Raw genomic sequence first — 23,298 nt, 5'->3', positions numbered from 1 at the left:
CGGGCGCCGCCGCGGTTCAGGCCGTCAGGCAGCCGATGACGGCATCGATCTCCGCCGCGCTGTTGTAGACGTGGGGGGACAGGCGCAGGCCCGCGGTGCGTTCATCGAAGGCCACACCGGCTTCCCGCAGGCGTTCGATACAACCCTCGCGGTCCGCCGGCCGCACCACTACCGTGCCGCTGCGACGTTCCGCCGCCCGTGGCGATTGCAGCCACTGCGGCTCCAGGCCGTCGATCAGGCGATCACCGAGGGCGAGGTTATGGGCGCGAATGCGGCGGATGCCAATGCGATTGACCAGCGCCAGGCTGTTGGCCGCGAGCACAAAGGGCATCACCGAGGGCGTGCCGCCCATGAAACGCGCGGCGTCGGGGGCGTAGTCAAAGTGGGTGATATCGAACTCGAAGGGATCGCGATGGGAAAACCAGCCCACATCGACAGGCTCGAAATCGGCGGCGCGTTCCGGCGACAGCCACAGGAAACCGGCCCCCGGCCCGCCGCAGCACCACTTCACACAGGAACCGAGCACCGCGTCCGCGGGCCACTGCTGCAGGTCGATCGGTATCACCCCCAGCGACTGGGCGACATCGACGATGCCCAACACGCCGCGCGCCCGGGCCATACCCAGGATTTCGGCCACCGGCGCCAGCTGCCCGGTATTGGAAAAGGCGTGGGTCACCAGCACCGCGTGCACATCCTCGGTGAGGGCGTCGCTCCACACCGCGCTGTCCTGCACATCGGCGTCCGCCGGCAGCATGCGCGGTTCAAAGCCCAGCCGGCGGGCCTGCGCGATCACAAAGCCCAGGGAGGGAAAGTCCTGCGCCGAGAACAGCACCGCCGCGCGTCCCGGCGCCGGCGGCCGGGCGCCGAGCAGTTTCACCAGGCCGCTGGAGACATTGACCTGGGGGCAGATCGCCTCCGACCGGGTGTTGAGCAATTGCGCCAGGGCGCGGGGAAAGGCCTCCAGCGCCGGCAACCAATGGCCCCAGGGCTCGCTCTCGCCGGCCTCCCAGGGGTCGAGAAAACCGCGCTGCAGGGCCTGCAGGCTGTCGGCGGGCGTGCGCCCCACCGAGTGCGACAGCAGGTAGATGCCCGGGGTGTCGGCGTAGCAGGCGCGCCAGTCCGGGCCCAGCAGTTCGGGGGCCGGCTCTACCGCCGCGGCGCTCATGCGGACACCTGCGAGGCCAGTTCGCGCAGGGTCGCCAGGTCGCGGTGGCGCGAAGGGATGTCGTCGCGAACCGCGCCGGCACGCAGGTCGCACAGGGTCCTCAGGGCCTTGAGCAGCACCGGCAGCGGCGGGCCGCTGGCGGTCAGCTGCTGGTTGTCGACCAGATCGCCCTCGTCGGCCGGTTGCACGATGAACTTCTCCACCAGCTGCTCGTGATGCTGCAGGGCCGCCTTGCCGTGGGCATCGCACACCGCGAGGAAGCGGCGCAAGTTTTCCCGCAGCGGGGGGCTGTCGCTGTCGCGGTGTTCTAGGAAGGCGTCCATCAAGCTCTGGCGGCGCATGCAGTCCCGCAGCAGCAACTGGTCCTCCGGGCGCATGAACAGGAACTTGTCCACCAGCAGCTGGGAGTAATAGGGGTCATCCGCCCGGCACACGCCCAGCAGCAGGTCGATCACATTGATGCCGGCGAAGTCGCCGGCGTTGGCGCCGCGGTACTCCCGCAGGCCGACACGATGGGGCTTGTAGTAGGGCCGCACGCAGTAGAAGAAGCGCTCCACGTCCAGGATCTGGAACAGTTCCTCGTTATAGCGGTACACCGCCTCCAGCGCATCGCGGGCCTCGTCCAGCAGGTCCGCCGCCACCGGGTGGCTCACCCCCAGCGGCAGCAGGCGCAACAGGGCCTCGGAGGCGCGAATATAGGCCAGGGCGCCGCGGGTGTTGTAGGCGATGAAGGTGCCCTCGTCCTCCAGGGTGGTGAAGGACTTGAACACACCGTCCACGGCGCGGTTGTGGGTTTCCAGATGCGCCGAGGCGAAACGCGGCACGGTGCCCAGGGAGGCGCCCAGCTGCATCGCCAGCGCCGAGGCCTCGGCCAGCGGCGAGCGGGTCTCGCGACTGGGTTCGGTGAGGTCGTGGCGGCGGCAGGCCGCCATGTAAAAGCCCACATTGCCCAGCAGGTCGAAGCCGGCGTCAAAGCCCTCGTCGGTATTGCCCTCGCCGAGCAGGCCCACGATATGCGCGCGGCCCTCGTCCAGCAGTTGTTGCTTGATGTCATCGCCCACCCCGGACACGTCGGAGCGCCGCTCGGCGAAGTAGCGCTCCTCCAGGGCGGTATTCATGTCCCGGAAATCCCGGCGTATCCAATTGTCGAAGGCCTCGGCCCTGGGGGTTATCACGGTGTTTCCACTCCTACATCTCGTTTCATCGCGTGGCGCCAGCGCAGCAAGCGCACCATCAGCCCGGCGTTGAACAACATCACGCAACCGTACATGGTCGGCACGATGGCCAGCTGCCAGTCGTTGAGCACCGACAGGCTGAAAAAGGTGGCCATGGTCGCGTTCTGCACCCCAACCTCCACGGCGAGGGTGAGTCCCTCGTCGTCGCCCAGGCGCGCCAGGCGCGCCAGCAACAGGCCGCCGGCCATGGCCAACAGGTTGAGGGCGTAGATCACCGGCCCCGCGCGGCGCAGGTTCTCCAGCAACAGATCGACGCTGATCGCCACCGAGAACCCTATTACCAGTACCAGTATAATCACCGAGACCGGCCGCAGATAGCGAATCAGCGTAATTGCCAGTTCCGCGCGCAGGTGCCGCAGCAGCATTCCCAGCGCCACCGGCATCACCGTCATCTGCAACAGCCGCGCCATCGTCTGGCCCACATCGAGGGTCGGCGCGTCGCCGCCGGCATAGAAGTAATCCAGGCCCAGCCCGATCAGCAGTGGCGTGCTGATAATGGTCACCAGGCTGGCGCAGGCGGTGAGGGTCACCGACAGGGCGACGTCCCCCCGGGCGGCGAACACCACGGCGTTGGAGGTCACCCCGCCGGGGCAGGCGGCGAGAATGATCAGCCCCACCGCCATTGCCGGCGGCAGGTCGAACAGCAACGCCAGGGTCCAGGCGATCAGCGGCAACAGCAGCAGCTGGCCGCCGAGGCCGACGGCGGTCGCCCGGGGCCGCTGCAGCAGCCGCGCGAAATCCGCCGGCGCCAGCGACAGGCCAAGGCTGAACATAATAGCCATGAGGGCCAGCGGCACTGCCCGCGTATTGACCAGGTTGATCAGTTCTTCCGACATGCGCGCTCCGCGATTGCAAGGGGGCGCTAGGCCCCCCAGACCTCCCGCTGCAGGCGCAGGAAATTGCGCCCCAGCACCTTCTCGATCACCCGCGCGGGGTGGCCCGCGGCGGCCATCATATCGGCCAGCTGGCGAAATTGCTCCGGCCCCTGCAAATCCGGCACGAAGGGCACCACGCCGGGCTTCTCGCCGCGGGCGGAAATGCCCGCCGCCCGCCGCTGGCGGATTTCCTCGTCGATCGCCGCGCGGAAGGCCACCATGTCATCGACCCGGGTGGTCCCGCCGTCGGTGCCGATGCCCACGTGGTCCTCGCCACAGACCTGCAGCGCGTGCTCGATGTGGCGCAGCACGTCCGCGGCCTCGGGAAAACTGTCCTCCCGCAAAAACGGCATGAAATAGATCCCCGCGACGCCGCCGCGCTCCGCCAGCAGGCGCAGCTCGCGGTCGCTCTTGTTGCGCGGCAGATCGCTCAGCGCGCGGGCGCCGGTGTGGCTGATACAGATCGGCGCCCGCGAGGCGGTGATCGCCTCCAGGCAGGTGCGTTCGCCGCTGTGGCTCAAATCCACCAGCACCCGCTCGTTGTTCAGCTCGTCGACCACCTCGCGGCCGAAATCGCTCAGCCCCGCGTTGTCCGCCACCATGGAGCCGTCGCCCACGCGGTTGCGGTCGTTGTAGGTCAGCTGGATGATACGCACGCCGAGGCCGGCGAACAGCGCCACGCGCCCGGCGTCGCCGCCGAGCATGGTGGTGTTCTGGAAACCGAAGATCACCCCGGTGCGGCCGCTGTTCTGCGCGGCGCGGATATCCGCGGTGGAGCGGACCTTGAGCAATCTGTCGGCGTGACGCTCGATAATCCGGTTCCAGGCGGCGATTTCGCCCACCGTGTACTCAAAGGGCTCGGCATCCCCGGACACATGACCCAGAGTGATATTGATGGCGGTGGTCCCGGAGGCGCGCAGGTCCGCCAGCGCGCGCTCGTCGAAGGTAGCAAAGCTGCTGCCAACCGCGGCGGCCGGCGCCGCCCCGTCTTCCGCGGCCAGGCGCAGATTGGGGTTGCCGATACCACCGAGGGTGTTGATCACCAGCGCCCCATCGAAGGCAAAGCCACGGCCCGCCGCGGCGGTCGGCAGCGCGGCGCCGGCGGAGGCGAAAGCCGCACCCGCCGCCGAGTAGCGCAGCAGGGTTCTGCGTGTAAAGTCTTTTTGTGTCATAAGCGCCTCGGAACCCTAAAAGGTGTAGTTCACACTGACACCCACGGTCCGCGGCTGCGTGCTGTAAATGCGGTCGGGGATCCCCTCGCGGGCCTCCACTTCCCAGTTCACCGGCTCGCGCACATCGGCAATGTTGGTGACGTACAGCGCGGCCTCCCAGTTGTCCAGGTACATGCCCAGCCGCGCGCCGGCGAGCACGTAATCGCCGTACTCGCGGGCATCCGCCGAGCGCTTGGAGAAGGTGGTCAGGGCGGTGCCCACGTAGGAGGCGTCAACCGAGGCGTAGGCATCGTAGCCCCCCAGGTCGAACTGCTGCTCGAGCACCACACCGGCGGAGAATGGAGAAGTATCCGGCAGGCGGTCGCCATCGCGCCCGGCGGTCATATCCCCCGCGGTGTAGCCGGGCGTGTCCTCGGTCAGCTCCTGCTCGGAGTAATTGGCGTTGAGGCGCACGGTAAAGCCCGGCAGCGCCCGGGGCCGGATCACCGACTCCAGCTCGACACCCAGCAGCTCCGCCTCGCCGGCGTTGATGATGTACTCGAAGGCCTGGGTCTGGTCCAGCAGGGCCACCTGGATATCCTGCCACTGCATGGCGTACACCGCGCCGTTCAGCCGCAGTTGGCCGTCCAGCCAATCGCTCTTCCAGCCAAACTCGATATTGTCGACAAAATCCGGCGCGTAGCCGCCAGGCACCGGCGCGCCACCGGCGGTCTTCAGGTTGATAACGTTGGCGTCGCCCTCGCGGAAACCCTCGGAATACACCAGGTAGGTGAGGATGTCGTCGGTAAAGCGATAGGAGGCCTGGAACTTGTAGATGACGTCATCGCCCTCCGAGTCCAGGGGCTCCTTCAGGCCAACCGGCTCGCCAAAGGGTGTCTCCACTTCGTTGGCCTGGGACCAGGTATCGATGCGGAAGGCGCGGACGCCGGCCAGCAGCTCGAGTTTGTCGGTCACCTGGTAGGTAAACTCGCCGAACAGGGCCTCGTTGCTGAATTCGGTCTCGGCGCGATTGTCGAAGAAACTGGTCGGTGACGACGGCACCAGGCCGGTGTCGGTATCGACGAAGTAGCCGATGGAGGTGCTGCTGGTATCGCGCTCCTGGTAGAACGCGCCGACGATCATCTGCAGCGGCCCGTCGAAATTCGAGGCGAAGCGCAATTCGGCACTCAACTGCTCGTTGGCGCGGTTCTGGTTGACGCTGCCCGGCGCGGGTACGAACTGGGACACGTCGAACACAAAAAAGGTGTCGCGGTCGTAGTAGGACGCGGTGGCGGTGATGTCACCGAAGGCGAGGCTGTGGTCCAGGGTCAGGTTGTACATTTTCAACTCGTCCTGAAAGGGCAGTTTGACCTGGCCGGGACGGCTGTCTTCGTACTCGTTCACCAGGGGCTGGTCGTCCACCTCGGTGTTCTGGTACCAGACGGAGGCATTCAGGGTGGTGCGATCCCCCAGCAGCAGGGTACCCAGCAGGCGGCCGCCGTAGGTTTCCTCTGTGTCGGTGCCGCTTTCACCCAGGTCGGGCAGGTCCACGTAGCCGTCGCTGTCGCGGTAGAAGCCCACCGCGCGAAAACCCAACCGGTCGTCCAGCACCGGCATATTGAGCATGCCGTTGACCGCGTAGGACTCGCCGCCATCCCGGGAGCGGGTGCCCATGTCCGCCTGGATGGCGCCCTCTACCTCGGTCAGCACCGGTTTGTTGGTGATGTAGCGCAGGGTGCCGCCCTGGGAACCGGCGCCGTACAGGGTGCCCTGGGGGCCGCGCAGCACCTCCACCCGCTCCAGGTCGTACAGTTGCAGGTCGGTCTGGGACACGTTGGTGCCGCCGTTGCCGGTGGCGGGGATTTCATCGAAGTAGGTACCGACCTGGGCCGCGCCCGCCGAGGACGCCAGGCCGCGAATAATGATCTGTTCGTTGCCGGGGCCGTTGTTCACCGCGCTGAGGCCGGGGATAAAGCGCGCCATGTCCTGGATGCCCATGGCGTGGGTCTGTTGCAGGAGCGCGCCGCCGATGGCGGAGATGTTGGTGGGAATATCCTGCACGCTGCTGGCGCCGCGCTTGGAGGCGGTGACCACCACCTCCTCCAGCGCGACCTGGGCCAGGGCCTGGGTGCCGGCGAGCCCGCCCAGGGCGAGGGCCAACAAGTGTTTTTTACAGCCTGTGTCGATCATTTTCCTTTTCACTCCTGTGTATTCCGGGTTAGCTATTTGCGGGCATCGTTCCGGTGGGTGCATGATCCTCTATCGGGATTTCAATCGTGCCGCACGCCGTGGAAATCGGTCCGCGGGTAACGCTCCCCCGCCTTCACCGTCAGCGACACCGAGTGCAGGTTGTCCAGGTCCCGCGAGGGGTCCCTGTCGAGCAACACCAGGTCCGCGCGCTTGCCGACCTCCAGCGAGCCGGCACTCTCGTCGATACCCAGGACGCGGGCGCCAACCAGGGTGGCGGCGCGAATCACCTGCAGCGGCTCCATCCCCACTTCGCGCTGCAGGAAGACCATCTCCTCGAACAGTGCCGGCCAGGGGCTATCGGCCGGGGCCACGAAATCCGAGCCTGTCGACACAGCCACCCCGCGGTCCAAAGCCTCGCGGGTCAGCGCCGCGGCGAAGGCCGGCGGGCAACCGCGATAGGGCTCGCTTTCGGCGCTCGCCTCGGCTTCCGCCCGCGCCAGGGCGCGGGCGTACAGGGCCACTGTCGCATCGAGCACGGTGCCGCGCTCGCGCATGGCCTCGAGTACCGCGACAATGCGCGGGTCGGCGGGGTCGGTGCCGGCATAGTCGGGCGCCATGTCGTGATCGTAATTGGCGGGCGGGATAGCCACGGTTTCAAACACCAACCGGCAGACGTGGGAAATGGTGTCGACGCCGGCCTCCACCACCTCGCCCGGCGAGGCCGGGAATACCGTCGAGTGGGCCCACACCTTCATCCCCTGACGGTGTCCCTCGGCGGTGATGCGCCGCACGTCGGTCGCCGGCAGGTCGGCGTAGATCTTGATCCCGGTGGCCCAGGTGCCGCGCGCCAGCGCCACCGCCTGCGGCATGTCGGTATCGGCATCGATGGCCTGCATCCAGGGCACCGCGCCGGGGGTTTCACCGCGGGCCGAGGACGCGGGGCGCGGATCGTCAAAAAAACTCTCCCCCGCCATCAGCGCCACGTAATACAGGTCGGGGCCGGCAATACGGCCCAGCCGGGTATCCCGCGCCAGGCCGCTCAGCACGCGCACATCCCCGGCCATGTCCCGCACCGAGGTGATGCCGCTGTAGAGCTGCCGCTCAAGCAGCGCCAACGGTTGCTCGTCCTCCGGCGAGGTCGCCATGTGCACGTGGGTATCGATCAGTCCGGGAATGGCGTAGCGCCCCTCGCCGTCTATCACCTCGACACCGGCATCGGGGTTTGCCAGGGCATGCATCGGCTCAATAGCGCGGATTACGCCGTCTTCCACCCACAGCGCCATGTCGCGCCGCACCGCGGCGCCGGTGCCGTCGATCAGGTTCAGGTTGGTATACAGCTGGACCCGCGCAGCGTCGGCGGCGCGCGCCCCCGACAACAGGCCGACACAAGCGGACACCAGCAACAACGGGCGGTACGCGCGCCACCGTAACAACGTTCGCAACATCAGAATGCCACCTCCTGGCCAAGTGATGAATGACGTGCCTGGCGGTAGGCGTAGTCGGCCACCACCAGGTCCTGGGCCGCCACGCCGAGCGAGCGGTAGATGGTGATATCGCCGGCGCCGGTGCGCCCGGCCAGGCCGCCGCCCAGGACCTCGCCGATCTCGCCCAGGGGAAAGTTTTCGTCGATCACTCCCGCGGCAATGGCGCTGTGCAGTTCGCCGGCCTGGTCGCGGGCCGAGGCCCGGGCGTCGACGAAATAGCGGCAACCCGGCAGGGCGTCGTTGGCGATTTCCTGGCGGTCCCGGGTACAGGCACCCACCAGGTTGATATGCATCCCGGGTTCGAGCATGGCGGCCTCCAGCACTGGCGTGGGCGAGGCGGTCACCGCGCAGACCACGTCGGCCCCGGCCACGCCCTCCGCGACGCTGCCGAAGGCCCGCAGTCGCGGCCGCAACGCTTCCGGCAGGGCGTCGAGGAAGTCCGGCGCCCGCCCCGGATTGCGAAAGCACACCCGCACTTCGCGAAACGCGCGCACCGCGCACAGCGCTTCCACATGGGCCAGCGCCTGCTCGCCGGAACCGACGATGGTCAATACCGCGGCGTCTTCGCGTGCCAGCCGATCCGTGGCCAGGGCGCTGGCGGCGGCGGTGCGACGGGCGGTGATCCGGCCCGCGTCGAGCAGGGCCAGCGCCTGGCCGTGTTCGCTGTCGAACAGCAACAGGCAACCGCTGTGGGAGGAGAAGTCGGTACCGACATTGGCGGGCATCATGTTCACCACCTTGATGCCGAAACACTCGGGCTCGGCGATGTAGCCCGGCATCATGCCCATCATGCCGCCTGTGGGCATGGTCATGCCCCAGCGCAGCGGCTGAATGGCGCCGCCATTGCTGACCTGCCGCATGGCCTCGGCCATCAGTCCGATCAGGGTATCGGTGTCGAGGATAGCGTCGAGATGACGCTTGTTGAGGACAATCAATCAAATACTCCGCACTGCAACAACTACAGCCGCGAAGTATTTAATTATCACCGCGTTGGCGTCCAATACTGCTTTCGTATTGGATTCATAGCTTTGGCGTATGAGTGCACCCGTGGACGGGCGCGCACCCTCAGCGGTTGCGCCCCCGGGCGTAGCCGGCGCTCACCCGGCGGAAGTTCGCCGCCGCCTCGGAGCCGTGGTCGGCGCTGACGATGAGGTGGACATCGACGGTCGCCACCGGCTCCAGGGCCACGAAACTCACCTGGGTATGCCAGGACGGCTCGGTACAGGAGGGCACCAGCGCAACCCCCACCCCCGCCGCGACGTAGGCCAGCAGGACATCGGTCTGCTCCGACATGCCGACAATCTCCGGGCGAAATCCCGCCTGCTGGCACTGGCCCACGATTTTGTCGTAGTTGGAGGGAAACAGATGCCGTTGCAGGGTGACGAAGGGCTCGTCGCGCAGCTCGGACACATTGACGCACTCCCTGTCGGCCAGCGCGTGTCCGGGATTGAGCGCCAGGCACAGGCGCTCGTGCACCACCAGCTCGTAGTCCACCCGATGGGTACGGAAGCGCTCCGACATCGGCTGCACGGTCAGGTCGACGAAACCGACATCAATACGCCCGTCCAGCAGCGCCTCGTATTGCTCGTCGGAGCGCATGATGACGAATTCCAGCCTGACCGCCGGAAAGCGCGCATGGAACTCGCGCAACAGCGGCACGATCTCACGCAGAATCGCCGAGCCCATGTAACCGATGACCAGGGTCTCGCCGCCGCCCTGGGACACGCGGCGCACATCCGCCGCCGCCTGCTCCGCCTGGTGCAGGATGACCTCGGCACGCTTGAGGAACAGCTCCCCCTCGGCGGTGAGTTCCACCTGGCGCTTGCTGCGGTCAAAGAGCTGCACCCCCAGCTCATCCTCAAGGTTATGGATCTGCTGGGTGAGCGGCGGCTGTGAGATGTTCAGCTTGCGCGCCGCGCGGCCAAAATGCAGTGTCTCGGCGACCGCGACGAAGTAGCGCAGGTGTCTCAGTTCCATGGGCGGGCCGGATCTTGCGACAGAAGTCGCCGATTCTACCCCATCCTTCACGCCGCCACAGGTACCCGGCCGCGGGGCGACGCGCGGTGAACTAGCCGCCGCGCTCGCGCATCTGCAGCATCATCTGCATGCGGTTCATCAGCTTGTCGATGGAGAAGCTCGCGGTGGGCTGGCGCGGCGGGAACTCGCGGAAGGTCGCCAGCCACTTGCCGACCTCCTTCTGTACCGGCACGAACAGCCACAGCTGGTCGGCAAAGAAACGCGAGTACAGCCCCGAGTCGATGGAGGTTTCGTAGGGGTCGCTGCGCAAGTGCACGATGCGCGGGAAGTTGAGCGGTTCGCGCGGACCCGACCAGCCCTCCATTTGGAAGGCGAAGTGGATCTTCCAGTCCTTCCAGCGCATGGCGTTGAGGTTGCCGTTGTCGTCGAAGTAGAACAGTTCCTCGCGCGAGCCGGGGCCGGTGCCTGCCAGCAGCGCGCCCTGGTCGTAGCCGTCGAGGTAGACCTTGTACTCCCGATCGCCGGCGCGGTAGCCGCCGCGCAGTTTGCCGGCGACATCCTCGACTCCCGCCGCCGCCAGCAAGGTGGGCATCCAGTCCAGGTGGGAGAACATATCGTTGATTACCCGGCCGGGCTCAACCACGCCGGGCCAGCGCACCAGCGCCGGCACGCGGAAACCGCCCTCCCAGGTGGAGCCCTTCTCGCCGCGGAAGGGCTCGGAGCCGCCGTCGGGGTAGGTGTTGCTCTGGGCGCCGTTGTCGGTGCTGTAGATGACGATGGTGTTGTCGGCGATACCCAGCTCATCCAGCTTGTCCAGCAACTGGCCCACGTGGTGATCGTGCTCGTTGAGACCGTCGGCGTACAGACCGTGGCCGGTACTGCCCGCCCACTGGCCGGACAGCCGCGTCCAGTTGTGCATGCGGGTCGCGTTGAACCACACGAAGAAGGGCTTGTCGGATGTCGCCGACACGGTCATGAACTTGAGCGCGGCATCGGTGAACTCCTGGTCCGCCGTTTCCATGCGCTTGCGGGTCAGCGGCCCGGTGTCCTCCACGCGCCCGTCGGCGTAGGAGCGGATCACTCCCCGGGGCGCGAACTGCCGGCGGAAATCCGGGTCGTCGGGGTAGAAATAGGTTTCTGGCTCCTCCTCGGCGTTGAGGTGATAGAGGTTACCGAAGAACTCGTCGAAACCGTGCTCGGTGGGCAGGAACTCATCCTTGTCCCCCAGGTGGTTCTTGCCAAACTGGCCAGTGGCGTAGCCCAGGGGCTTGAGCAGCCCGGCGATGGTGGGATCCTCCGCCCGCAGGCCGATGTCGGCCCCCGGCATGCCCACCTTGAGCAGCCCGGTGCGCAGGGGGTGCTGGCCGGTGATAAAGGCGGAACGACCGGCGGTGCAGCTCTGCTCGCCGTAGTAATCGGTGAAGCGGGCGCCCTCGGCGGCGATGCGGTCGATATTGGGCGTGCGCCCGCCGAGCATGCCCTGGTGGTAGGCGCTGAGATTGGACCAACCGATATCGTCGCCCCAGATCACCAGGATATTGGGTCTGTCGGCGGCGCCGGCCCACGCCGGCAACAGGAGCAGGGTCAGCAACAGGGAACGGCACAGGAAAGAGCGTGTATTGCACATTGTTATCAGCCTCAACCGCGAATTTATCGCGAGCAGTCTACCCACTGCGCGGGCGCGCAAAAGCCCGCGTCGGTGGAAGCGCCGGCGCGGCTCGATTAATTGTACCGGCACCGCACCGGGTGAAAGCCTGTGTCAATTTGTTAAGTTCGGTAAAGGCCGCCTCCCTCCCGCCGCACTTGCCGGTAGAATGTCCCCAACTCAAACAACCGCACATAACCCCGTGACCATCCACCACCGCCAGAAAACGAGCCCGCAAGCGGCACCGAGCGTCCGACTGGCGGTTGCGGGCCTGCTGGCACTGTGGCTGGCCGGCTGCGCCAGCTCGGCCATCTCCCCCGCAACCCGGGAACTGGATTTGCCCCCGACCTGGCACCAGGACCAGGCCGGCACCTCGGAGGCGGGCCCGGGCGAAGCCTGGCTGGAGGCACTGAAAAGCCCGGCCCTCAACACCCTGGTGAACGAGGCGCAGACCGCAAACTACCCGCTGGCGCGGCAGCGGGCACGCGTGGAGGAGTTGCGCCAGGCCACCGCCACACAGGGCTCGTCACTGTGGCCCAGTCTCTCCCTTGGCCTGGACGCGGACCGCAACGGCATTACCGGCGACGACGGTGGCGACATCACCACCGAGTCCTGGCGCGCCGGCCTCGACCTGAGCTGGGAGCTGGATATCTGGGGCAAGCTGGGCGACCGCCAGCGCCAGGCGGAGCTGGGTTACCAGTCCGCCCTGGCCGCCCTGCGCCAGCAGCAACTGCAGCTGGCGGCGGACGTGGCCACCGGTTGGTTCAACGCCATCGCCAACGCCCGCCTGGAGGCCCTGCTGGAGCAGCGCCTGGACAATGTCAGCACCGACCTGGCCAGCCTGGAGCAGGGCTACCGCCGCGGCCTCAGCCCCGCCCTGGACGTCTACCTCAGCCGCAACACCGTGGCCGACAGCCGCGCCAACCTGGCCCAGCAGCGCCAGGACCTGCAGGAGGCGCGATCAAACCTGCAACTGCTGCTGGCGCGCTACCCCGGCGGCGATGGCCTGGCCACCAGCGCCACCCTGCCGGAGCTGGACCCGGTGACCCCGGCGGGATCGCCGGCCGGCCTGCTGCGCCGCCGGCCGGACATTCAGGGCGCCTGGCTCGACCTTCTGGCGGCGGACGCCGGCCTGGCCGCCGCGCACAAGGACCGCTTTCCCAGCTTTTCCCTGGTGGGCCGCGCCGGCAGCAGCTCCAGCGCCCTGCACGGGCTGGTGGACGCGGGCCTGGGCAGCTGGAGCCTCGGCGCCGGCCTCGCGCAGCCGCTGTTCGACGCCGGCCGCCTCGGATCCCTGGAAGCCCAGGCCCGCGCCCGGGTGGCGCAGGCGGAGCAGGGCTACCTCGAGATCGTATTCCAGGCCCTGGCGGAAGTGGAGCGCCTGTTGAGCGCCGAGCACACCCTGCGCGACCAGCTCGACGCCCAGCGCGAATCCCGGGGCAACGCCGACATCGCCTACGAGCTGTCGCTACAACAGTACGCGCGCGGCCTCATCGACTACACCACGGTGCTGGAAGCCCAGCGCCGGGCCTTTGACGCCCAGACCGCGGCGATCCGGCTGCACAACCGCGTGATCGCCAACCGCATCGACCTGTACCGCGCCCTGGGCGGCGATTTCGCCCCCGCCGGCGCCGCGAGCACCTGAGTTTAGGGACCCATGCCAACCATCACTGCCCGATCCGTCCTCAAAAAAGCGCTGCCCGCCCTGGTGGTGGCCACGCCGCTGGTGCTGGCAACCCTGGCGCTGCTCAACCCGCCGACACCCGAACGCGCGCGCCCCGACCGCGGCCCGCGCCTCACCGTGGACACCGTCACGGTGAGCCCCACCCGCTACGCAATGCGCATCTCCAGTTTCGGCACCGTGCAACCGCGCACCCAGAGCACCCTGGTGTCCCAGGTGGGCGGCGAGGTGGTCTGGGTAAACCCCCAGTTCCGCGATGGCGGCGTGTTTGGCGCCGGCGACGCCCTGCTGCGCATCGATCCGCGGGACTACGAGGCCAACGTACAGATCGCCCGCGCCAGCCTGCTGGAGGCGAGGCAGGTCCTGGCCGAGGAGCAGGCCCAGTCCCAGCAGGCCCTGGCCGACTGGCAGCGCCTGGGCGACGGCGGCGAAGCCGACGCCCTGGTGCTGCGCAAACCGCAGTTGATGGCGGCCCAGGCGCGGGTGGCCTCGGCGGAGGCCGAGCTGCGCAAGGCGGAGCTGAACCTCGAGCGCGCCACCGTGACCGCGCCCTTCGACGGCCGCATCCTCAGCACCGAGGTGGACCTCGGCGAGGTGCTGGGCGGCAATACCGCGCTGGCGGAAATCTACGCCACCGACTACGTCGAGATCCGCCTGCCCCTGGCCAACGCCGACCTCGACTATGTCGACCTGCCGGAACCCCGCGCCGACGGCGGCGAGCAACAGCGGGTCCCGGTCACCATCCACTCCAGCCTGTCCGCCGGAGCCGCCTGGGAGGGCTTCCTGGTGCGCACCGAGGGCGCCATCGACGACAGTTCGCGGCAGCTGCACGTGGTGGCACAGGTCGACGACCCCTTCCAGCTGGCCGGTGACAGCGGCCCCGAGCACAGCGGGCGCAAGCCGCTGAAGATCGGCGAGTACGTCACCGCATCGATCGAGGGACGCACCCTGCCCGGCGCCGTGGTCATTGCCAACAGCGCCATCTACCAGGGCAGCTATGTCTACGTGGTGCGCGAGGGCCTGCTGCAGCGGCGTGAGATCACCATCGCCTGGCAAAACGCCGACAGCGCGGTGATCGCCAGCGGCCTGCGGGCCGGTGATGCCCTGGTCACCACCCCCCTGGGCCAGGTGACCTCCGGCACGCCGGTGGCGGTCACCGGCGAGCGGCGGCAGGTGGGGAGTGGCGGCGGGGCGCGCGGTGACAGCGGGGAGGCCCGCCCGTGATCGCCTGGTTCGCCCGCAACCCGGTCGCCGCCAACCTGCTGATGTTCAGCATTATCGTCGGCGGCCTGTTGGCCCTGCGCACCGAACTGACCCTGGAAATCTTCCCCGACGCCGAGCCCGACACCATCAGCATCGGTGTGCCCCTGCGCGGCGCCACCCCCGAGGATGTGGAGCTGGGCGTGGCCACCCGCATCGAGGAATCGGTGGAGGACGTGGAGGGCATCGACAAAATCACCAGCCGCTCGGTGGAGGGCTCCACCTCGGTGATGCTGGAGCTGGACGGCAGCTACGACGCCCGCGATGTGCTGGACGATGTAAAAGCGCGGGTGGACGCCATCAACACCTTCCCCGCCGACACCGAGAAACCGGTGATCAGCCTGGCCATCCGCAAGCGCGCGGTGATCGACGTGGTGGTGGCCGGCGACCTGGCGGAGGACGAGCTGCTCAACTTCGCCGAGCAGGTGCGCGACGACCTGCTGCGCATCGACGGCGTCACCCAGGTGGAGCTGTCCGCGGTGCGCGACTACGAGATCGCCATCGAGGCCTCACAGGACCGCCTGCGCCAGTACGGCCTGAGCCTGGCGGACCTGTCGCGGGCCATCGGTGACAGTTCCCTGGACATCTCCGCCGGCAACCTGCGCGCCGCCGGCGGCGACATCCTGCTGCGCTCCAAGGGCCAGGCCTACCGCCGCGCCGACTTCGAGCGCATCGTGGTCAAGACCAATGCCGATGGCAGCATCATCCGCGTCGGCGACGTGGCCCGGGTCAGCGACGGCTTCGAGGAGGAGTCGATGCAGGTGGCCTTCAACGGCCGCCGCGCCGCCTTCGTCAAGGTCTACCGCGTGGGCGACCAGAGCGCCCTGGACATCGCCGGCAAGGTGAAAAACTACCTGGCGCAGCGCCAGGCCTCGCTGCCGGTGGGCGTCCATCTGGACTACTGGGACGACGACTCGGCCATCCTCAAGAGCCGCCTGGGCACCATGCTCGACAGCGCGGTGGAGGGGGCGGTGCTGGTGATCCTGCTGCTGACCCTGTTCCTGCGCCCGGCGATCGGCTTCTGGGTGTTCATCGGCATTCCCGTGTCCTTCCTCGGCGGCATCATCGTCATGGGCATGACCGGCACCACCCTGAACGTGATGAGCGCCTACGGTTTCATCATCGCCCTGGGCCTGGTGGTGGACGACGCCATCGTCACCGGGGAAAACGTCTACACCCACATGCGCGGCAGCGAGTCCGGGCTGCAGGCGGCGATCCGCGGCACCGAGGAGGTGGCGGTGCCGGTGACCTTCGGCGTGCTCACCACCATCGCCGCCTTCCTGCCCATCGCCTTTATCGACGGCCGCATGGGCGCCATGTTCGCACCCATTCCGGCGGTGGTCATCCCGGTGCTGCTGTTCTCGCTGATCGAGTCCAAGTTCGTGCTGCCGGCCCATCTGGCCCACATCCGCATGAAGGGGCCCGAGGCCAGCCAGGGCAAGTGGTCGCGCTGGCAGAACCGCTTTGCCACCCGCTTCGAACACGCCATCGCCCGCTATTACCAGCCCCTGGTGCGCCTGGCCACCGCCCACCGCTACACCACATTGGCGGGCTTTGCCGGCGTGTTCATCCTGGTGTTGGCGCTGGTGGCCAGCGGCTGGACCCGCTTCGTGTTCTTCCCCAACGTGGAGGGCGAGACCGGCGAGGTCTCCCTCACCATGCCGGTGGGCACCCCTTTCGAGGTCACCGACAGCTATATCCGGCGCATCGCGGCGGCGGCCCGCCAGCTGCAGGAGCAATACCGCGACCCGGCCACCGGGGAGAGCCCGATCCTCAATATCCTCAGCGTCACCGGCTCCGGCGGCGGCCGCGGCGCCAGCGCCAACGAGGGCCGGGTCACCTTCGAGGCGACGCCGGCCGAGGAGCGCTCCACCGAGATGACCACTACCCGCCTGGTGGACGAGTGGCGCGCGCTGGTGGGTACCGTGCCGGGGGCCGAGTCGCTGACCTTCCGCTCGTCGATGTTCCGCGCCGGCGATCCCATCGACGTGCAGCTCAGCGGCAAGTCGCTGGACACCCTGAACCGGGTGGGGGAAGAGGTGAAAACGAAACTGGCCGCCTATGCCGGGGTATTCGATATCGCCGACAGCCTGTCCGACGGCAAGGAGGAGCTGCGCATCGAGCTGACCGAGCAGGGCCACGTGTTGGGCCTGACCCGTAGCGACGTGGTGGGCCAGGTGGGCCGCGCCTACAAGGGCGCCCAGGCCCAGCGCATCCAGCGCGGGCGCGACGACATCCGCGTGCTGGTGCGCCTACCCCGCGGCGAGCGCAGCACCCTGGAAACCCTCAATACCCTGTTGATCGACACCCCCGCCGGCGGCCGGGTCCCCCTGGGCCACGTGGCGCGGCTCACCCCGGGCAAGGGCCCCTCGCGCATCACCCGGGTGGACGGCTACCGGGTACTGAACATCACCGCCGACGTGGAGAAGGGCCAGGTGAACATGACCGCCCTGCAGGGCGAGCTCACCGCCTACCTCGACCAGCTGGTGCAACAGTACCCCGGCATCAATTACACCCTGGAGGGCGAGGCCCGCGAGCAGCGCGAGTCCTTCGGCAGCATGCAGGCCGGCCTGGTGGCGGTGCTGTTCGCCATCTACTGCCTGCTGGCCCTGCCGCTGCGCTCCTACTTCCAGCCCCTGGTGGTGATGTCGGTGATCCCCTTCGGCCTGATCGGCGCGGTACTCGGCCACTGGCTGCTGGGGCAGGCCCTGACCCTGCAGAGCCTGCTGGGCATGATGGCCCTGGTGGGCGTGCTGGTGAACGACTCGCTGGTGCTGGTGGACTACTGCAACCAGCGCCGCCGCGCCGGGGAGTCGCTGGAAGTGGCGGTGGTAAAAGCCGGGGTGGCCCGCTTCCGGCCAGTGTTCCTGACCTCCATGACCACCTTCTTCGGCCTGCTGCCGCTGCTGACCGAGCGCTCCACCAACGCCCAGTTCCTGATCCCGATGGCCATCTCGCTGGGCTTCGGCATTCTCTTCGCCACCCTGATCACGCTGATCCTGGTGCCCACCAACCTGTTGATCGCAAGGGATATTCGCGCGCTGCTCCGCTCCGCCGGCCGCACGGCGACGCAAAAGGAAACGGCGCCGGGCTGAGACAGCGCCCGGTCCGCCGTCGCTTCGGAATTTTCTCCACCACGCCGATCGTATAGACTGCCGGCAGCGAGGCCCCGCGAGGGGCCTCATTACGTTACAAATGGATTAAAAAACGGAGATAAAAACCATGCCGGTTACGAAACGGATTTCAACGGCTTTGGCGGCGCTGCTGGCTCCAGCCGCCACCCTGGCGCAACCCTCCGGCACGCTGTCCTACGGTCCCGCCACGCTGGCGGAAGCCGTTCCCATACCCACAATGGTATTGATACCCCTCGGCCTGGCCCTCGCAGCCATCGGAGTGCGCGTTGTCCGGCGCCGAGATGCACAGCGGGCTCTCGGCGTGCTCCTGACCCTCGGCGGGGCGGCGACGCTGCTGTCGGCCGGCATGTCGGTTCGGGACGCCACCGCCCTGCCACCGCCGCCGGTCGAGCTGACCGACCCTGCCGGCGGCAACATTGCGGTGCCCACCGGCGCCCGGGAATACATCAACCGCAGCGGTGTCGCCCTCGAGATCCTGTCGGTCACGACACCGGCCAGCTACTGCGTATCGGACAGCCCCGCCGGTGAGTGCCTGGCCGGCCTGGTGCTCGCAGACAGCGCCACCTGTGGCACCAGCTTCACCTGCACACCGCCGGTTCCGGCGGAGGCCATCGGCGATGCGATGAGCGTCGACAACGGAACCAGCGCACAGATCAACGTACTCGGCAACGACCTCGGCGACGCGCCGCTGCGGGTCATCTCCTTTGGGGATACCGTCGCCAACGCCGACACCCACCCCGCCGATGGCGCCACCACCGGCAGTTTTCCCGCGCCCGGCGGCGGCACCCTGGATGTTTCCGTCGCGGCCACGGGTACGTGGACGGTCCTCGCCAACGGCACAACCGGTACCGGCGCTATTTCGGCCTACTATGTCCTCGAAGCGGGCAATGCCACCACGGACAGCGGCCAGGTGGACATCCGCTTCGGCGACAGTCCCCTCGCACGGGACGACACCCGCTCCAACCTCGGCGCTGGCAACGAGTATACGACCAATGTCGGCGTCACCCTGAATGTGTCCGCGGGTAGCGGGCTACTTAACAATGACACGCTGGGCTCTCCCGCCACACTCCTGACCGCCTGGGGCGGCGGCGACGCCTCGGGCAGCGTGGACCGGCCTCCGGGCACGGCCCGCCCACTGGCAGGGGGCATGCTGACGGTCAACGCGGACGGCTCGTTCGATCTTGTAAACCCGATCCTTCCAGGCACGTACACCTTCCACTACATACTCGACAACGGCATCGGCAGCAGCCAGGCAAGCGTGGAGATTGAAGTCAATTGACACTGTTGGCGCCTGCCACTCACAGGCCGTCGCTGACCTGGATGATGTCTCCGGAATCCACCGGGAGCGAGAACGCAACACCGTCCTCGCCAATGGTGTAATCGGGAAAGATATCGCCGGCGCCATCCAGGAACAGCGCTTTCTGCCCGGGAATGATCAGCGGCGGCACGATGTGGTAATAGAGCAGGTGGCCCACCCCCGCGTCGCGCGCGGTTTCCGCCGCCTCGACGGGACTCGCGTGATAGTCGGGAATGTCGTGGGTGATTTTGGCGAGAACCGGGTCACCCATTTTCGTGGCGGCCTGGTTCATCATGCCCACCAGGTTGGGCGCCAGTGCCTCGTGCACCAAAAGGTCGACACCCCGGGCGAAATGCGCCACGTTGGGCGACTTCACCGTATCGCCGGTGATCAACAGTGAGCGCCCCTTGTAGCTGAACCGGTAGCCCACCGCGGGCTCCACCGGCGCGTGGTCGACCGCCAGGGCCGCCACTGTCAGCTCACCGTCATCGATCAGTACCGCGAGTTCGCCCGCCGCGGGTTGGCTGAAGGGCAGCGCCGTCAGTCCGGCGCCGGCGAGCGGCGCCACGGTATCGCCGTGGTGCGCGTGTCGGTAGGTGACATCCTGGCTGTAGGCGGTATTGAAGCCGGCCACAACCTGCCCGACCCCCTCGGGGCCGTGCACCGGCAGCGGCTGGTTGTTGTCGCCGCCGGCCCAGCGCAGGGTCGCCAGTTCGCCCAGGCCGTCGATGTGATCCGAGTGAAAATGGGTGAGGAAGACGCGCTCGACATCGCCGACCGGCAAGCCCATGCGCCCCAGGTTCCGCGGGCTGTCGGTGCCGATGTCGACAATAAACAGGCGCTGCCCCGCGACCACCGCCACGCAGGGCCCGGACGCCCTCGGGCCCGGCAGTGGACCGCCGGCCCCGCACAGGGCCAGATGCAATCCCTCGCCCAGCTCCGCCAGCCGGTCCGCCCCCAGCCGTGATTCCAGTCCCGCCGCCATCAGGCGGGCGGCGATGCCGGCGCGATGGTGGTAGGCAATCAGGCCGATGGCGGCGATGATTCCGAGAACGACAAGTACCTTGCGCACTGTTTACTCCCTGCGAAGACTCGCTGTGAACGAACGGTAGCCGCCGCAATTCGGCCAATGCCGCCTCGGCAAGTCGAGTGAAAAAGCCACGAATGTTGAGTCGCTTGAAGGGCGCTCAGCGCTTCGGCACGCCCACCTTGTCGAGACGCCAGCGCAGCGTGTCCACCCTGTCCTGGCCGAAAAAGGGCTCGCCCTCGAAGACCATCGTCGGCACACCCCAGTGCCCGGCGGCATCGAGCGCCGCGTGGTTGGCTTCCACAACCGTCATCGGGTCGTAACCGGCCAGCGCAGTCTCCATCTGCGCCAGATCGAGGCCGGCCCTTGCCACCGCGTCGGCCAGCCGGTCGCCCTCGTCCCAGCCCGGCTCGCCGCCCCAGATAAGGTGCGAGACATGGTAGGCCAGCTCGATACCCTTGCCGCGCCGCTGGGCTTCGACGCCGAGCCCCGTGAGCCGGTGGATATAGGGCTGCTCTTTGGCGACCTCGAAGGTGCCCATGTCCTGGACGATCGGATCCGGCGACGGGAAACCGATCTTCATCCCCAAAAACTCCGCCCGCCGCAAGACGTCGATAAGGATGTAATCGAGGGGCTTCCTGTCGGTGGCAAACAGTGTGTCCTTGGTGCGCAGCGCGATCGGCAGCACCGGCCGCAGGTGCAGTTCGACGGCGTAATCGTCGCGCAGCCGCATCAGGTCCGGAGTGACGAGATACGAGTAGGGGCTGCGGAATGAAAAGTAGACGTCGACGATATGGCTCATGCGCTTCTCCCTGCGGCCAGTGACCCGTGGTAACCCCTCAGCGGCGCCGCAGGGCGTCCAGGCTCCAGCTACCGCCCCCGGCGCACGCCAGGTACAGGAACACAAAGCTGAAGAGGGCCGCCAGCTCGCCGCCGTTGTTCAGCGGCCAGAAGCCCTGGCCCGCGTGCACCAGGAAGTAGGCGAAGGCCATCAGGCCCGAGAGCAAAAACGACAGCGGGCGGGTGAACAGCCCCACCAGCACCAGGGCGCCCCCGAACAGCTCCAGCACGCCGGCCACGCCGGACATGGAGAACAGCTCGAAGGGGTAGTTCTGCGGCGCGGGGAAACCCAGTATTTTCTGCGCGCCGTGCTGCATGAACAAAAACGCGGTGACGATGCGCAGGAGGCTCAAAACGCGAGGACGCCAGGCGGCGAGGAACTGGTCCATCATTATTCTCCCGGGACGGTTGGTTGCCAGTTATCCCATTGTGGCACAGTCCCCCCGGAATGCCATACAACCGGCCCGGCCCCAGGTTTAGAACGCGAACTCGTCCTCCGCCAGCGCCATAACCGAGTCCGGTGCCGCCGCCGCGGCCTCGGCGTGGGCCCGGGCGCGGGGCAGCAGGCGCTGGTAGTAGAAGCGCGCGGTGGCCAGCTTGGCGCGGTAGAAAGCGGCATCCGCCGGTTCCTCCGCCAGCCGCCGCAGGCTCACCTCGGCGATGCGCGCCCAGATCCAGGCGAAGGTGACGTAGCCGGAGAACATCAGGTAGTCCACCGAGGCCGAACCCACCATCTCGGCGTCGGCCATCGCGCCCTCGCCCACGGCGGCGGTGAGCTCGCCCCACTCGCGGTTCAGTCGCGCCAGGGGCTCGACGAATTCCGCCATGCCGGCATCGCCCTCCCAGGCCTGGCAGAACTTGTGTATCTGTTTGGTGAACCCGCGCAGCAGCTCGCCGCCGCTGCCCAGTACCTTGCGGCCCACCAGGTCCAGGGACTGGATGCCGGTGGTGCCCTCGTAGACCGTGGAGATGCGGTTGTCGCGGGCGATCTGTTCCATGCCGTGATCGGCGATGTAGCCGTGGCCGCCAAACACCTGCATGCCGAGGTAGGCCACCTCCTGGGCGGCTTCGGTGCAGAAGCCCTTGGCGATGGGCGTGAGCAACTCCAGCAGGGCGCCGGCCTCGGCGGCCTGTGCTTCACTGCCGCGCATCGCCAGGTCGGCCTGCTGGGCCAGCCAGTAGAGGAAGGCGCGCTCGCCCTCGGTGAAGGCCTTCTGGGTCATCAGCATGCGCCGTACATCGGGGTGCACGATGATCGGGTCGGCGGGGCCGTCCGGGTTCTTGGGGCCGGTGATCGAGCGCATCTGCAGGCGCTCGCGGGCGTAGGCCAGGGCGCCCTGGAAAGCGCGCTCGCTCATCGCCAGGCCCTGCAAGGCGGTGCCGATGCGGGCGGTGTTCATCAGCTTGAACATCAGCGCCAGCCCCTGGTTTTCCCCGCCCAGCATGAAGCCCCGCGCGCCGTCGTAGTGCATGACGCAGGTGGCGGAGCCCTTCAGGCCCATCTTCTTCTCGATGGCCCCGCAGCTGATGTTGTTGAAGGCGCCCAGGCTACCGTCCTCCTCCACCCAGAATTTGGGCACGATGAACAGCGAGATGCCCGCCGTGCCTGCCGGCGCGCCCTCGGTGCGGGCCAGGATGGCGTGCACGATATTGTCGGTGATGTCCTGCTCGCCGCCGGAGATAAAGATCTTGGTGCCGCTGATATTCCAGGTGCCGTCGCCGTTGTCGCTGGCGCGGGTGCGCAGCAGGCCCACGTCGGAACCACAGTGGGCCTCGGTGAGGCACATGGTGCCGGCCCACTCGCCGCTCAGCAGTTTGGGCAAAAAGCGCGCCTTGAGCGCCTCGGTGCCGCCGTTCAGCAGGCAGGTGACCGGGGCCCCCGACAGGCCGGTGTACATGCTCCAGGCCCAGTTGGCCGCGCCCACCATCTCGGTAACGCACAAACCGAGCGAGGGCGGCAGGCCCTGGCCGCCCTCCGCCACCGGCACGGTGAGCCCCTGCCAGCCGCCCTCGCCCCAGGCGCGGAAGGCCTCGGCGTAACCCGCCGGGGTGGTCACCTTGCCGTTGGCAAAATGACAGCCCTGGGCATCGCCGCTCTGGAAAGTGGGGGCGACCACTTCCTCGGCAAATTTGGCCGCGTTGTCGACAATGGCATCGAGCAGGTCCGGCGTCACGGCGGCCTCGCCACCGTCGAGCGCCGCGTAGTGCGTGTCGGTGTCGAGGAATTCGCGCAGCACGAACTGGATGTCGCGACGGGGGGCGGTATAGCTGGGCATGGGATTCACCTGTGTGGCCGGGCCGCGCGGGCGCGGGCCGGCGCGGCGTCAATGTCGCGGC

Annotated in this window: 17 protein-coding genes; 4 read left to right on the top strand and 13 right to left on the bottom strand. The window is 67.8% G+C overall.

Going from position 1 to position 23,298, the window contains the following annotated elements:
• Nucleotides 1–16: 16 nt before the first annotated feature.
• The 9 genes from JYP50_RS07125 to JYP50_RS07085 form a co-directional block, all read right to left on the bottom strand.
• The gene (locus JYP50_RS07125) at nt 17–1,165 is read right to left on the bottom strand and encodes an aminotransferase class V-fold PLP-dependent enzyme (protein ID WP_206559806.1); all 1,149 of its coding nucleotides are present in this window, start codon (nt 1,163–1,165) and stop codon (nt 17–19) included.
• A complete protein-coding gene (locus JYP50_RS07120; protein ID WP_347136736.1) occupies nt 1,162–2,340 on the bottom strand; it encodes a PrnB family protein in 1,179 nt (392 codons plus the stop codon). The genes JYP50_RS07125 and JYP50_RS07120 overlap by 4 nt, the downstream gene beginning before the upstream one ends.
• Entirely contained in the window at nt 2,337–3,236 is a 900-nt protein-coding gene (locus tag JYP50_RS07115) for a bile acid:sodium symporter family protein (RefSeq protein WP_206559805.1), read from the bottom strand. The genes JYP50_RS07120 and JYP50_RS07115 overlap by 4 nt, the downstream gene beginning before the upstream one ends.
• A gap of 26 nt (nt 3,237–3,262) precedes the next feature.
• Nucleotides 3,263–4,447 (bottom strand): dipeptidase, encoded by a 1,185-nt coding sequence (locus JYP50_RS07110; RefSeq protein WP_206559804.1) that lies wholly within the window; start codon nt 4,445–4,447, stop codon nt 3,263–3,265.
• A gap of 15 nt (nt 4,448–4,462) precedes the next feature.
• Nucleotides 4,463–6,616, bottom strand: a complete 2,154-nt coding sequence (locus JYP50_RS07105; RefSeq protein WP_206559803.1) for a TonB-dependent receptor — start codon at nt 6,614–6,616, stop codon at nt 4,463–4,465.
• Nucleotides 6,617–6,696: 80 nt separating this feature from the next.
• Nucleotides 6,697–8,061, bottom strand: coding sequence for an amidohydrolase family protein (locus tag JYP50_RS07100; protein WP_206559802.1), 1,365 nt, complete (start codon nt 8,059–8,061; stop codon nt 6,697–6,699).
• Nucleotides 8,061–9,035, bottom strand: coding sequence for an ornithine cyclodeaminase family protein (locus tag JYP50_RS07095; RefSeq protein ID WP_206559801.1), 975 nt, complete (start codon nt 9,033–9,035; stop codon nt 8,061–8,063). The genes JYP50_RS07100 and JYP50_RS07095 overlap by 1 nt, the downstream gene beginning before the upstream one ends.
• A gap of 130 nt (nt 9,036–9,165) precedes the next feature.
• On the bottom strand, nt 9,166–10,077 hold the full coding sequence (locus tag JYP50_RS07090; protein WP_206559800.1) for a LysR family transcriptional regulator: 912 nt from the start codon (nt 10,075–10,077) through the stop codon (nt 9,166–9,168).
• A 91-nt stretch (nt 10,078–10,168) separates the two neighbouring features.
• A complete protein-coding gene (locus tag JYP50_RS07085; protein ID WP_206559799.1) occupies nt 10,169–11,704 on the bottom strand; it encodes an arylsulfatase in 1,536 nt (511 codons plus the stop codon).
• 220 nt (nt 11,705–11,924) lie between these two features.
• On the opposite strand from JYP50_RS07085, the gene JYP50_RS07080 reads away from it, so the two are divergent.
• The 4 genes from JYP50_RS07080 to JYP50_RS07065 all read left to right on the top strand — a co-directional run bounded on the left by JYP50_RS07080 (nt 11,925) and on the right by JYP50_RS07065 (nt 19,076).
• A complete protein-coding gene (locus tag JYP50_RS07080; RefSeq protein WP_206559798.1) occupies nt 11,925–13,367 on the top strand; it encodes an efflux transporter outer membrane subunit in 1,443 nt (480 codons plus the stop codon).
• A 12-nt stretch (nt 13,368–13,379) separates the two neighbouring features.
• Nucleotides 13,380–14,627, top strand: a complete 1,248-nt coding sequence (locus JYP50_RS07075; RefSeq protein WP_206559797.1) for an efflux RND transporter periplasmic adaptor subunit — start codon at nt 13,380–13,382, stop codon at nt 14,625–14,627.
• Complete coding sequence (locus JYP50_RS07070; protein ID WP_206559796.1) at nt 14,624–17,758, top strand: efflux RND transporter permease subunit; 3,135 nt, start codon at nt 14,624–14,626, stop codon at nt 17,756–17,758. The genes JYP50_RS07075 and JYP50_RS07070 overlap by 4 nt, the downstream gene beginning before the upstream one ends.
• 127 nt (nt 17,759–17,885) lie before the next feature.
• A complete protein-coding gene (locus JYP50_RS07065; RefSeq protein ID WP_206559795.1) occupies nt 17,886–19,076 on the top strand; it encodes a midcut-by-XrtH protein in 1,191 nt (396 codons plus the stop codon).
• Nucleotides 19,077–19,095: 19 nt separating this feature from the next.
• On the opposite strand, the gene JYP50_RS07060 is transcribed toward JYP50_RS07065, so the two are convergent.
• The 4 genes from JYP50_RS07060 to JYP50_RS07045 form a co-directional block, all read right to left on the bottom strand.
• Nucleotides 19,096–20,166 carry an MBL fold metallo-hydrolase gene (locus tag JYP50_RS07060; protein WP_347136735.1) on the bottom strand — a complete coding sequence of 357 codons (1,071 nt, stop codon included), beginning with the start codon at nt 20,164–20,166 and terminating at the stop codon, nt 19,096–19,098.
• Nucleotides 20,167–20,281: 115 nt separating this feature from the next.
• Nucleotides 20,282–20,923, bottom strand: coding sequence for a 2-hydroxychromene-2-carboxylate isomerase (locus tag JYP50_RS07055; protein ID WP_206559794.1), 642 nt, complete (start codon nt 20,921–20,923; stop codon nt 20,282–20,284).
• A 37-nt stretch (nt 20,924–20,960) separates the two neighbouring features.
• Entirely contained in the window at nt 20,961–21,353 is a 393-nt protein-coding gene (locus JYP50_RS07050) for a DoxX family protein (protein WP_241262941.1), read from the bottom strand.
• Between the two features lie 84 nt (nt 21,354–21,437).
• A complete protein-coding gene (locus JYP50_RS07045; RefSeq protein WP_206559793.1) occupies nt 21,438–23,237 on the bottom strand; it encodes an acyl-CoA dehydrogenase C-terminal domain-containing protein in 1,800 nt (599 codons plus the stop codon).
• Between the last annotated feature and the right edge of the window lie 61 nt (nt 23,238–23,298).

The sequence above is a fragment of the Parahaliea mediterranea genome, from assembly GCF_017255185.1.
Lineage (GTDB): Bacteria > Pseudomonadota > Gammaproteobacteria > Pseudomonadales > Halieaceae > JAFKCZ01.
Note: the sequence above shows the minus strand (reverse complement) of the source record. Positions and strands in the feature narration are given on the sequence as shown.

What these genes read in the sequence shown, in the direction of transcription:
- JYP50_RS07065 (WP_206559795.1), top strand. Translation starts at nt 17,886, where the DNA reads ATGCCGGTTACGAAACGGATTTCAACGGCTTTGGCGGCGCTGCTGGCT.
- JYP50_RS07100 (WP_206559802.1), bottom strand. Translation starts at nt 8,061, where the DNA reads ATGTTGCGAACGTTGTTACGGTGGCGCGCGTACCGCCCGTTGTTGCTG.
- JYP50_RS07045 (WP_206559793.1), bottom strand. Translation starts at nt 23,237, where the DNA reads ATGCCCAGCTATACCGCCCCCCGTCGCGACATCCAGTTCGTGCTGCGC.
- JYP50_RS07050 (WP_241262941.1), bottom strand. Translation starts at nt 21,353, where the DNA reads ATGATGGACCAGTTCCTCGCCGCCTGGCGTCCTCGCGTTTTGAGCCTC.
- JYP50_RS07075 (WP_206559797.1), top strand. Translation starts at nt 13,380, where the DNA reads ATGCCAACCATCACTGCCCGATCCGTCCTCAAAAAAGCGCTGCCCGCC.
- JYP50_RS07055 (WP_206559794.1), bottom strand. Translation starts at nt 20,923, where the DNA reads ATGAGCCATATCGTCGACGTCTACTTTTCATTCCGCAGCCCCTACTCG.
- JYP50_RS07115 (WP_206559805.1), bottom strand. Translation starts at nt 3,236, where the DNA reads ATGTCGGAAGAACTGATCAACCTGGTCAATACGCGGGCAGTGCCGCTG.
- JYP50_RS07110 (WP_206559804.1), bottom strand. Translation starts at nt 4,447, where the DNA reads ATGACACAAAAAGACTTTACACGCAGAACCCTGCTGCGCTACTCGGCG.
- JYP50_RS07105 (WP_206559803.1), bottom strand. Translation starts at nt 6,616, where the DNA reads ATGATCGACACAGGCTGTAAAAAACACTTGTTGGCCCTCGCCCTGGGC.
- JYP50_RS07085 (WP_206559799.1), bottom strand. Translation starts at nt 11,704, where the DNA reads ATGTGCAATACACGCTCTTTCCTGTGCCGTTCCCTGTTGCTGACCCTG.
- JYP50_RS07090 (WP_206559800.1), bottom strand. Translation starts at nt 10,077, where the DNA reads ATGGAACTGAGACACCTGCGCTACTTCGTCGCGGTCGCCGAGACACTG.
- JYP50_RS07125 (WP_206559806.1), bottom strand. Translation starts at nt 1,165, where the DNA reads ATGAGCGCCGCGGCGGTAGAGCCGGCCCCCGAACTGCTGGGCCCGGAC.